This is a genomic window from Paenibacillus sp. Paensp38 (assembly GCF_059491915.1).
Window position 1 is genome coordinate 3,038,075 of the sequence record NZ_CP168516.1, and the last position, 11,605, is coordinate 3,049,679.

Here is an 11,605-nt window from a genome sequence, read left to right on the forward strand (position 1 = left end):
GTACCATCGTAGCATACTTTGTTTTAGATCATCAAACGATGGATTTACACAAATCCACACTTTTCATTAAAATATGTTTGCTTAATAAAAAAACAAACTGCATAACAAACAATTATAAATGACTTGACGTGAGGTTCTTTATTTCCTACAATTTACTATTGAAAGCACTTACATTGTGTAAATCATACTTATTAAGGGGGATTTGCAAATGTTCATGAACAGGTCGGTACGACAGAGCTCTATTCTACTCCTGTCTTTGCTGCTGCTCGTTACAACGGGCTGTGCGAATGGAACAGACGGTAAGGCAGAAAAGGAAGATCCTAATGACACCAGTCCCATTACATTTACTTTCTTTGGCGGTGATTCCAGCTCTAACTGGAACAACATGAAGGATGCTGTCGGACAGGAAATTATCAAGAAAACGGGCGTTACGCTAAATGCCGAACATGCTGTCAATGGTCGAGGCGAGGAAAAGTTTGCTTTAATGGCAGCGAGCGGAGAATATCCAGATCTCGTGTACCCTAAATCAGACATTGGCAAGTTAGTCGATGCCGGGGCACTCATTGACTTAACCGACCTCATTGACAAATACGGCCCTAACATTAAGAAAGTGTATGGAGACTATTTTAATCGTATTAAATATAGTAGTGAAGATCCAGCCATCTACACGATCCCGACCAATCTGGGTGTGGATCACATTGCGTTTGATGCACAAGCCGGCTTCGAAATCCAGCACCAGGCACTTAAGAAGCTCGGATACCCTAAAATCCGCACCGTTCAAGATTTTGAAAAAGCACTTAAAGATTATGTCGCCAAATATCCAACCACCAATGGACAGCGAACCATCCCCCTATCACTCGATGCCGAGGACTGGAAAATTCAAATTACAGTGACAAACCCGGCTGTTACTGCTACAGGTGGACCCGACGATGGCGAATATTATATTGATCCTAAAACACACAAAGCCATTCTTCACTACAAGCGCCCAGAAGAACGTGAATATTTCCGTTGGTTGAACCATATGTACAATGAGGGACTGTTGGATAAGGATACTTTTGTGCAAAAAAGTGATCAGTACAAGTCCAAAATTGCCGCAGGCCGTGTCATCGGACTCATTGATCAGGAATGGAACTATCAAGATGCCGAAAATGCGCTCAAAGCAGCAGGTAAGGATGAATTCACTTACGCCCATTTTCCAGTCACTTTAAATGAGAAATACGAGGACCATTCCCTCCAGCCCATCGGCTTCGATACCGCATCCGGGATCGGAATTACAACCTCATGTGAAAATCCGGTGCGAGCTATCAAGTTTCTGGATTTTCTGGCCTCCGACGAAGGACAAATTTTACGTAATTGGGGAATTGAAGGCCAGCATTACAACGTAGAGAATGGCAAACGAGTCATTCCGGCGGATGTGCAACAACGTAAGAACACGGATAACGCTTCTTTTAGCAGAGAGTCAGGTATCGGTTTGTACTGGATATGGGGGCCACATTACGGCGATAGCGTAAAGGACCCTTCGGGCAATTATTACACAACCAATTATCCGGAGATGATTACCGAAAATTATAGTCAAGCCGAGAAAGAGTCCCTTCAGGCATACAAAGCCCATACGTGGAAAGACCTGTTCCCGAACGAAAAAGATTTTCCGGTAAAAGAGTGGGGGGCTGCCTACAACATGCCTGTTCCGACCAATACGAATTACAATGTTATTTATCAAAAGTCGCAGGACATTGTACGCAAACGCATTCCTGAGGCCGTACTCGCCAAGCCAGATCAGTTCGACGCTGTGTATGACCGCATGCTCCAAGAGCTGGATCAGGCGGGTGTGCCAAAGGCTGAAGAAATCTATACTGGCCTAATTCAAAATCGGCTGAAACTGTGGTACGGCGAAAAATAGGGTTTGCCTTTTTAATGAAATATTACAGGGCTGACAGACCATGCTGTTCAGCCCTTCTACATTAACTATTATTACATATTCTGTTTGGTTTCTTTTTCTTTCCAAGAATTACTTTTCCCTGATACACGATTGACGTAAAACAATAAGATGATAGGAATCAACGCAATCCCCCCACACATTACCCAAGATATTTGAATAGGTGTTTGATCGGAAGACAAATCCGTAAAATTACGACTGATGATCCCTGTCACGATTAAACCTATGCACATGCCTAATTGTGAAATCGCAGAATCCAGAGATAGTAGTGTAGAACGATACTCATTAGAGATTCTTTTGTTCAGAAAAATTTGTTTGGCAACCGGGTACATGCCGCGCCCCATTTCATAGATCAAAAAGGTAAGCAGTACAGGATAAAATGTGTTGAACGCACCGGCAAAAATGAGCCATACTCCAATCATGCCGCAAGCATACATGAGTATATGTACATCACTGTATCGTGCGCCTAGCTTTCGAACCAGGTAGCTTCCCAAAGTCATACATAGTGAATACCCTGCCTTGATAAACCCCATAATCCAAATCCCTTGTTCGGAAAGGCCCACCAGACGTGGCTGTTGAAATGTATTTCCAGCCGAGTTTGAAAAGCTGATAAATAAGCCAATCATAAACACAATCCAGATAGACTTATTTTCAAAACCGATACGGACACTTTCTCCGATAATCGTTTTAATGCGGGTAGTGGACGTCTTTCGATGAGCCACATTCTCCTCATCCATATAAAAGAAGCATAGAAAAATGCATACAATAATAGATAAAATGCTAACCGCCCATGGAAGTGAATAGTTAAAAGTTGCGAGAAAGGCCCCCAACAGACCACAAATAAATCCTGAAATGTACTGTATACTGTTAGAGATTGTAAAAAGAACTTCCATGGGCTTATCACTATTTTCCACAACCCATGATTCCAACGAACCTGATTGTAAACATATAGCCAGACCTCCAAAGACTTGCGCAAGCACAAGCACCCCGATATGATCTGTCGAAACGAACAATACACTATAGGCTAGAAAACAACAAAGTCCCAAAATAACAGAGATTTTTCTTCCATACTTGTCTGCAATAGCCCCAGTAGGTATCTCAAACAGAAAAATACTTACAAAGAATACAACCAGTAAGAAGTTCGCACTCTGCAAAGAAAGTCCTTTAGCTAATAAAAAAAGGATGAGCGTAGTCCCCGTGATTTCACTCATAAAAAATTGAAGAAAGCTGACGGAGTAATATAGCTTATGAGGTTGCACTCTCAGGATTCCGTCGATTGCTGTGCAGCCTCATATTCACTTCGCAAAATCCCCATCTGAATAATGTCATAGTATCGCCCTTCCCTGAATAGCTTTTCCCGCAGCCGCCCTTCCTCCTTGAAGCCGCTGGCCAAATAGCAACGGTGTGCACGTTCATTGAACGCATAGACCTCCAGCTCCAGTCGATGTAGGTTCAGCGTATGAAATGCAAATTTTTGTAACAGCCGGATCGCTTCCCGTCCATAACCTTTGCCCAGATCACCGTCACGCCCGATCACAATTCCAAGGGTGGCATGCCGATTCACCCAGTTGATTTTAAATAAGTCCAGTTGTCCGATATAATCCAGGGTGTCTTTATGCGCAATGACAAAACCTTTGATCTCGGGGTTGCCGTCAATCATCATCTGTACAAAAGATTCACTATTCACCTGTGAATGCGGATAGATAAACACGTCGCTTAAACCACGTGTGATTTCCGGGTCATTGACCCATTTTCGGATATCTGGTATATCCTCTTGACGGTATTCTCTCAATACAACTCGTTTTCCAATGATATGCGGCATCGTAATCTTCCCTCCGATTATGTATTTGTTTAAGCACCTTTATGCTTCCATTACTCTCACAAACTCCAGAAAACGTGTACCTTTATAATGAAGCTCCCCACGATCCCCGATCACAATCATACCAAAGTCCCTATCCTTCACCTCCAGCTCCTTACGCTCACCCCCGTCAAACTCAAAGGTGATATAATAATAGGTCGAAGCTGAAAAATCGCCTGATCCCCCACGCACTCTCGTCCGTTTATCCACAACCTTACATGAACGTTGTACCCGTTCGGCTGCTTGATTGGACAGGCCCGCTCCGATCGTTTTGACAATTCCCATAATCATTACAAAAGCAATGAGTCCAAATACGATAAAAAAGATCGTATTAAACGATTGAACTTCCATAGAATCACTTCCCATTCACTTCATCCTTTCTACAGTAAAATGTAAATTTTCCATTCTATTGCCCATTGACAAATCGTACATCTTCACCCTCAAAAACTCCAATACTTTTTTAACATACTTACGAAAAAAAAGTTCTTTCGCTCTTTTCCGCACCCCGCTTGGACTTCTACCCGATCTGGGTCCTCTGATCCCCTCTAGACCGATTGACAAAACTATATATAGATATAAAATAGAGAATGTACTCTAAATATAGTGTAAAAAACGTATTTATGACCGATATCTTGAAGATACAGGTATGAAAATACATGTAAATATAGAGTCAAAAATTTAAAATGGCACAGCCAGCAAGGGATTAGAGCTATGATGGATCTCGGGCAATGCCGTTTTCTTTTTTTCGTTAATTGTTAAGGAGGATGCATACCATGCTGATTGCTTATGATTCCAAGACCGGCAATGTAAAAAGATTTATAAACAAGCTCAAGCTTCCAGCGGTTCAGATCGAGGAGCAAATGACTATAGAAGAGCCTTACGTACTTATTACATATACAACCGGGTTTGGGCAGATACCTGAGAGGGTATCTTCCTTTTTGAAAAAAAACGCACAAAACCTTGTTGGTGTAGCTGCAAGCGGCAACCGTAACTGGGGTGAGAAATTTGCCAAAAGTGCGGATTTGATTGCCGACCACTATAATGTCCCCGTGATTAGTAAATTTGAATTATCTGGAACGTTCGGAGATGTAGAGCGTTTTAAACAGGAGGTGAGCCGAGTTGCGGCATATTGAATTGAACAACATGTTGATGAAACGCGATACAGACGGCTTTTTCCAATTGGAAAAGGACCAAGAGGCTGTAGCAGAATTTATGAAGGAAGTTCAGGAACGGAGTTTGAAGTTTGCTGACACAGCCGCTCAAGTGCTGTATATGATTGAGAATGATTATTATGAGAATTTCTACAACAGCTATACGGCTGACGAAATTAATGATATTTTCCATATCACTCATAGCTATAATTTTAAATTCCCTTCCTATATGGCAGCATCCAAGTTTTATACCGATTATGCAATGAAGAGTAATGACCGTAAAGTCTATCTGGAACATTACCCTGATCGGGTTGCCGCGGTTGCCCTGCATTTGGGACGCGGTAACGCGGATACGGCACGCCTGTTGTCCCGCTCGATGATGGAGCAACGTCTCCAGCCAGCGACACCAACGTTCCTGAATGCAGGCAAAAGCCGCCGTGGGGAATTGGTATCCTGCTTCTTGCTCGAAATGGACGACTCCCTGAACTCGATCAACTATGTGCTAAACACTTGCATGCAGTTGTCCAAAATCGGCGGCGGTGTTGCCGTTAACCTGTCGAAGCTGCGGGCACGCGGCGAAGCGATTAAAGGCGTAGAAGGCGCAGCAAAAGGCATTATGCCTGTGCTGAAGCTGATGGAAGACGGCTTCTCTTATGCGGATCAAATGGGGCAACGTAAAGGCTCTGGGGCAGCCTATTACAACATTTTCGGATGGGATGTGCTGGAGTTTCTGGATAGCAAAAAAATCAATGCTGACGAAAGAGTACGTCTTAAGACACTTTCGATTGGATTGCTGGTGCCAAACCGTTTTTACAAGCTGGCTCAAGATAATGAACCGCTGCATGTATTTGCTCCTTACAGTGTGTTCAAAGCCTATGGAACACATCTGGACGACATGGATTTGGATGAAATGTACGACACGCTGCTCGCCGACGATCGGGTGAAGAAAAAAATAGCGATGAGCGCACGTGACATGCTGACGAAAATTGCCATGATTCAGTTGGAGTCTGGTTATCCATATATCATGAACAAAAGTAACGCGAACCAGGCACATGCTCTTAAAAACGTGGGTCAAGTCAAGATGTCGAACCTATGCACGGAAATCTTCCAGTTGCAGGAAACTTCCGAAATTACAGATTACGGCCAACAGGATACCATCCGCCGGGACGTGAGCTGTAATCTGGCTTCTCTGAACATTGTAAATGTGATGGAGCATGGCAAAATCCGCGAATCCGTTCACGAGGGTATGATTGCGCTCACCTCGGTCAGCGATATGACCCAAGTAGCTAATGCGCCAGGTGTTGCGAAAGCGAACCGTGAAATGCATTCCGTCGGTTTGGGTGTCATGAATCTGCACGGCTACCTTGCCAAGAACAAAATTGCGTATGAAAGCAATGAAGCAAAAGATTTTGTCCGTACCTTCTTCATGACGATGAACTATCATTCCATCGAAAAGAGTATGGAAATCGCGAAAGCGGCTGGACAAAGCTTTTATGGATTTGAGGAATCGGATTATGCGACAGGCGTATATTTTGACCGATACCTGAACACAGATTATCGTCCAACAACTGCACGTGTGCAAGAGTTATTCAAGGGCATCTATGTTCCGACTACAGCGGACTGGGACAAATTAAAAGCAGATGTGATGAAAAATGGCCTGTACCACGCCTATCGTATGGCAATTGCGCCGACTGCCAGCATTTCGTACATTCAAAATGCAACATCCAGTGTTATGCCGATTGTTGAGCAGATTGAAACCCGTACCTATGCCAATTCGACGACCTACTATCCAATGCCTTATTTGCAAAAGGATAACGTGTTCTTCTATAAATCTGCTTATCAAATGGACCAATTCAAAGTGCTGGATCTGATTGCAGAAATCCAGCCGCATGTGGACCAAGGAATTTCGACCGTGCTTCATGTGAACAGTGACGTGACTACGCGTCAGTTAGCACGTTGCTATCTGTACGCCGCACACAAAGGACTTAAATCGTTATACTACACACGCACCAAAAAGCTGTCTGTGGAAGAGTGCCTCACCTGCTCCATCTAAGCATAAATGGTAACAAGCTGTAGTATAAAAATTAGATTTTAAATAGATATGGATGCTTTGCATTAGAAGCTGTATCCAGCGTGTGGTTCAGACCTTTACGGGGCTGGACAAGACCCTCGCGGATACAGCTTCCGTATGTCAAGCATACGATGATTCGCCTGCACTATTTCAATGTGTGTTTCTAGGGAATCTCGCAAGCTGAAGGGAGAATGCTAACAATGACAGGTATACAAGCCGTAAACTGGAATCGCTCGGACGATGATTTTACACTGATGTTCTGGAACCAGAACATCATGCAATTTTGGACGGATGATGAAATCCCGTTGTCTGACGATAAAATGTCCTGGGTAACCCTCAGTGATATCGAAAAAGAAGCCTACATGAAGGTGCTGGGCGGATTAACACTGCTGGATACCATTCAAGGCGGTGTAGGTATGCCGCAAATTATGGAGCATGTGGACGGACTGCAACGCAAAGCCGTACTAAGCTTTATGGCGATGATGGAACAAATCCATGCCAAGTCGTACAGTAGCATCTTTACAACGCTAGCTTCCACGGAAGAAATTGACGGTGTATTCCGCTGGGTGGAAGAAAATCCACATCTCCAAACCAAAGCAGAAACCATTCGTCAATATTATATGAATATCCACACACCGAAAGACCTCTATCTCGCGATGGCTGCGTCGGTGCTGTTAGAAAGCTATTTGTTTTATAGCGGCTTCTTCTATCCTCTTTATCTGGCGGGCCAGGGCAAGCTGACATGTAGTGGAGAAATTATCGATTTGATCTTACGGGACGAAAGTATTCACGGTGTGTACGTAGGTGTACTGGCACAGGAGATTTATGCAGAATTGGACGAGGAAGAACAACGTGATCTTTACCAGACGCTGGTAGGCTTGCTGCGCTACTTGCATAATAACGAGGAACAATACACCGAGCAAATTTACACCCCTATTGGACTCGTAGACGATGTGAAAGTCTTTTTGCGCTATAATGCCAACAAGGCCATGATGAACTTGGGCTTTGATCCACTGTTTGAAGAAGAAGAAGTTAATCCCATTGTATTCAACGGCATCAGCACCCATACTAAGCAGCATGATTTCTTTTCTAAAAAAGGAAACGGCTATGTGCGGGCGATGAATGTAGAGCCGCTGACAGATGATGATTTTAATTTTGGCGTATAAGTACAATTACGTAAAACTGTAAACAAATAGGGTTTCAGAACTTGTCCCTGAGTTCTGAAACCCTATTGCCTAAATAAAGTAGATAGTTTACATATTTCAGGATTTTGCAAAATCCTCATTTACATGCGTTCGCTTATATAAAACTGGTATTGCCGCTGTTATAAGGATTATACCCATAAAAGCGGGTGCGGCATGACCAAGTGATACATAGATTTGACCCCCAATAATAGGCCCAATCATTCTTGCTAAAGCCTGAATAGATTGACTACCTCCTTGAATCCTTCCTTGTTCACTAGAATCGACAGACTTGGAGAGCATCCCGTTGAATGAAGGTCCAAAGATCGAATCACCAAAACCAAATATAAACATTCCAGCGATAAAAAGAGGATAGAATGAGAACAAAGTAGATAGCGCAATAAGACTGTAACCTATAATCTCCGAAACCATTCCAAGAATGGCTATCTGTTTATCATTAAGTTTTATCAAAAGCTTGGGCATGATGAAACCTTGTGAAATGATGTCTTGGAAACCCATAATTGAAAACATAAGTCCGATTAGTGCAGGCCTCCAACTGAAAGTATCCATTGTAAATTGTGAAAAAACGGCCTGTAAAGATCCGTTGGGTATCCAAAGTAAGAACGCAGAGACAAGTAACCTATTTAAGTTTTTCATGGAAAGCAGATTTGCAAGCTGTGTAAATGGATTCAGTCTTACAAAGGTAATCTCTTTCAGTCTATGTTTCTTGTCAAGGCTCTCAGGCATAAAAAAGAATCCATAAACAACGTTCAATAAAGTTATGATTGCTCCAAAATACATGGGTACAGAATAACCAAACTTGGCAAGTAATCCGCCTAGAGTTGGCCCAATGACAGTGCCTACACCTACAACCGCACTCACCCATCCAAAGTATTTGGTTCTCTCTTCTGGAGGAATGATGTCTGCAAAATAGGCGAAGATCGTGCTTATGCTCCCGCCTGTTAACCCTTCTATGATGCGCCCAGCAAATAGTACCCATAGAGCTCCTCCTATGCCAAAAACCAAGTACCCAATTGCGGAACCCAAAAGGCATACTAAGAGCAATGGACGACGGCCATATTTGTCGCTCAAAGCTCCAAGTACGGGAGCCGCAAAAAACACGCAGAATGCATAAACAGAGGTCAGCAGCGTAACAACTATAGCTTGTTCTCCCGGACTGCTTGTATAAGGCTGCACTAAGAATGGGACGACAGGTATTATGATACTGAAGCCTATTCCGCAAAGAAATACAGAGATAAGGCCGAATATTAAAGCGTGTTTATCTACGGTTTGTTCTGTGTTCTGTTCATTGTGTGATCTACATTTGAACACTTCATTTCTCCCCTTAAAGGTTAATTTTCACTTCCTCGGAAGCAAAAATATCGTATCACAATTTTGCTTCCTCGGCAACAAAATAATAACAAAAAAATGCAGCCCGTTCTCAATAGAGCCCGGCTGCCTATGGTTTGATTTTCATTATTCAAATTTATTCCGTCTTAATATCTATACCCTGTTTTTTTATTTCTGCATCCAAATGCCTACTATACTTTTCCAAGAAGCTAATCATACTGTTAAATTGTTCTTCGGTTACCTGCTCAAATACGGCTTTATCCCGCTCTTGAAACTCTTTGTGCAGTTCCTCATGGATGTTATAGATTACTTTCCCTTCCTCAGTAAGCCTAAAATAGACTTCTTTCTTGTTATCCAGCTTCTGGTAGCTTTCGATAATGCCTTTTTTTATAAGCTTCTTAGTTATTTTACTTATGGCACCGGTAGTCATATAAAGGGACTCCGCAAGTTTTGTCACGTTGGAATCTGCATTTCTTTCAATGTATTCGATGCAATGTACTTCAGAAGGCTTATAACCCTTAAGGCTGTCTTCCATCTTATCTTTATTAAGCCAAACCATCTTGTTAAATAAGTCCCTGAAACCCACTATGACCTGTTCTTCTTTGTTCATGGCCTGTCCTCCCACCAGTTGGTGCATTAACAATACAATATAGTATATTTTTGTTTCTATTTCAACAATATTAAAATAATTATTGAATTGAGCACGAGGGCATACACGAAAAAAAAACGGCCAGATCGCTAAAGTAGCGGAATCGAGCCGTTTTACATTTCTTAAGACCGAGCCTCAGTGAACATTTGAAAAGTGACACCAAACTTGTCTGTTACATTCCCATAAGCTGGACTAAAATGGGTTTCCTGCAAAGGCATTCCCACCTGTCCTCCCTGCTGTAGAGCATTAAACATTTTTTGAGCTTGCTCCACACTATCGGTTGTAATACAGATGCTCACCTGATTCCCGCGGCTAAACGGTGACCCGGGAAAGGTATCAGAAAACATGAGCTCTGTCTCACCCACTTTAAGGGTAGCATGTCCCACACGTTCCTTGACCTCTGCGGGAATGGGAAAATCGGGGTTTTCCGGCATTTCCCCAAAGGTTTGAATAAAAAGCAGTTGAGCATCCAATGCCTCTTTATAAAATTCGATTGCTTCTTTTGCATTTCCATCCATCGTGATGTAAGGAATCAAACGTTTGGACATCTTCAACACAGCTCCTTTAATTCGAGGTGGTTAACCCAGCATTTCTCCTGTATTATATACAAAACTTGTCAAGAAAAACAAATCTGTATTCTTAGCTTTCATGCACTTGAACGCCAAGCTGCTTTAGCTCCTTTATCGCTTCCGTAACGTTACGCTGTGGATGAAGCGCAGAGATCATCTGTGCAGTGATCGGAACGCCGTTGAAAATCTGGCTTACCACCCCTAGAGAAATCGGCAACTCATAGTAACTCTCAGCCCAATCCTGATATTCCTCCGGTGTAACTATAATTTTCCCCAACAAAAAGGATGAGCCATCGTCATATCCCTCAGGAAAGTTCGCGTTGCCCATACGCCACTCTTTATCTCCCGCTTCCCTCCACATACAAAAGGTAACGTCCTCTTTCTCCAGTGCTTCATCTTCCAAAAGCTCCATCATATCATCAGGCACACCGTCATATATGCCCGGCCAGACTTCATATTCGTCTCTCGCATGAGAACTTACAGGGGATTCATGGTCAAACCCCTTCAGCAGCACACCTTCACCCGTCCATAGCATATGAATCGTATCTCCAGCGCCATTGTTTACCTCACCCAGGCACACATCACCAGACCATTCAGACTGCATACGATACGTGCGTAACCAATCTTCTGGAGACAATATAATGTCCAGCGCTGACAGTAGTAGCATTCTGTCTTTTAAACCATTCGGCGTTAGCTGTGCATCAAGCATCATATTCTTCATCATTCCCCCACTTTGTTCATGCGTACTAAGAATTCATCTGTCCCTACCTATATCTTTCAAGCTTCGCTCGCTCAACCACCTGCCGAATGAATGGTCCTTTGGCTTCGGTATACGCTGCA

The 11,605-nt window shown here is 43.0% G+C and carries 11 protein-coding genes; 4 read left to right on the forward strand and 7 right to left on the reverse strand.

Annotated features, from left to right (window positions below; genetic code table 11):
- Positions 1-208: 208 nt before the first annotated feature.
- The gene (locus ACEN8J_RS13105) at positions 209-1,900 is read left to right on the forward strand and encodes an ABC transporter substrate-binding protein (protein WP_340955125.1); all 1,692 of its coding nucleotides are present in this window, start codon (positions 209-211) and stop codon (positions 1,898-1,900) included.
- 71 nt (positions 1,901-1,971) lie between these two features.
- Here ACEN8J_RS13105 and ACEN8J_RS13110 read toward each other — a convergent pair whose 3' ends face one another.
- From ACEN8J_RS13110 to ACEN8J_RS13120, 3 genes are read right to left on the reverse strand one after another with little or no spacing between them, the layout of a single operon-like run.
- Positions 1,972-3,195 carry an MFS transporter gene (locus ACEN8J_RS13110; RefSeq protein WP_495593560.1) on the reverse strand — a complete coding sequence of 408 codons (1,224 nt, stop codon included), beginning with the start codon at positions 3,193-3,195 and terminating at the stop codon, positions 1,972-1,974.
- A gap of 2 nt (positions 3,196-3,197) precedes the next feature.
- Positions 3,198-3,758 (reverse strand): GNAT family N-acetyltransferase, encoded by a 561-nt coding sequence (locus tag ACEN8J_RS13115; protein WP_029516763.1) that lies wholly within the window; start codon positions 3,756-3,758, stop codon positions 3,198-3,200.
- Positions 3,759-3,797: 39 nt separating this feature from the next.
- Positions 3,798-4,160, reverse strand: a complete 363-nt coding sequence (locus ACEN8J_RS13120; RefSeq protein WP_069011357.1) for a DUF2500 domain-containing protein — start codon at positions 4,158-4,160, stop codon at positions 3,798-3,800.
- Positions 4,161-4,567: 407 nt separating this feature from the next.
- Here ACEN8J_RS13120 and nrdI point away from each other — a divergent pair, with 407 nt between their 5' ends.
- From nrdI to nrdF, 3 genes are all read left to right on the forward strand, one after another.
- A complete protein-coding gene (gene nrdI, locus ACEN8J_RS13125; protein ID WP_016819181.1) occupies positions 4,568-4,927 on the forward strand; it encodes a class Ib ribonucleoside-diphosphate reductase assembly flavoprotein NrdI in 360 nt (119 codons plus the stop codon).
- The gene (nrdE, locus tag ACEN8J_RS13130) at positions 4,914-6,998 is read left to right on the forward strand and encodes a class 1b ribonucleoside-diphosphate reductase subunit alpha (protein WP_165147728.1); all 2,085 of its coding nucleotides are present in this window, start codon (positions 4,914-4,916) and stop codon (positions 6,996-6,998) included. The genes nrdI and nrdE overlap by 14 nt, the downstream gene beginning before the upstream one ends.
- Before the next feature lie 218 nt (positions 6,999-7,216).
- Entirely contained in the window at positions 7,217-8,182 is a 966-nt protein-coding gene (gene nrdF, locus ACEN8J_RS13135) for a class 1b ribonucleoside-diphosphate reductase subunit beta (RefSeq protein ID WP_029516760.1), read from the forward strand.
- Between the two features lie 96 nt (positions 8,183-8,278).
- On the opposite strand, the gene ACEN8J_RS13140 is transcribed toward nrdF, so the two are convergent.
- From ACEN8J_RS13140 to ACEN8J_RS13155, 4 genes are all read right to left on the reverse strand, one after another.
- Complete coding sequence (locus ACEN8J_RS13140; protein ID WP_069011356.1) at positions 8,279-9,529, reverse strand: MFS transporter; 1,251 nt, start codon at positions 9,527-9,529, stop codon at positions 8,279-8,281.
- 154 nt (positions 9,530-9,683) lie between these two features.
- Positions 9,684-10,157 carry a MarR family transcriptional regulator gene (locus ACEN8J_RS13145; protein ID WP_029516758.1) on the reverse strand — a complete coding sequence of 158 codons (474 nt, stop codon included), beginning with the start codon at positions 10,155-10,157 and terminating at the stop codon, positions 9,684-9,686.
- A gap of 161 nt (positions 10,158-10,318) precedes the next feature.
- Complete coding sequence (locus ACEN8J_RS13150; RefSeq protein ID WP_039270073.1) at positions 10,319-10,744, reverse strand: VOC family protein; 426 nt, start codon at positions 10,742-10,744, stop codon at positions 10,319-10,321.
- Positions 10,745-10,835: 91 nt separating this feature from the next.
- Complete coding sequence (locus ACEN8J_RS13155; RefSeq protein ID WP_165147734.1) at positions 10,836-11,486, reverse strand: hypothetical protein; 651 nt, start codon at positions 11,484-11,486, stop codon at positions 10,836-10,838.
- Positions 11,487-11,605: the final 119 nt, after the last annotated feature.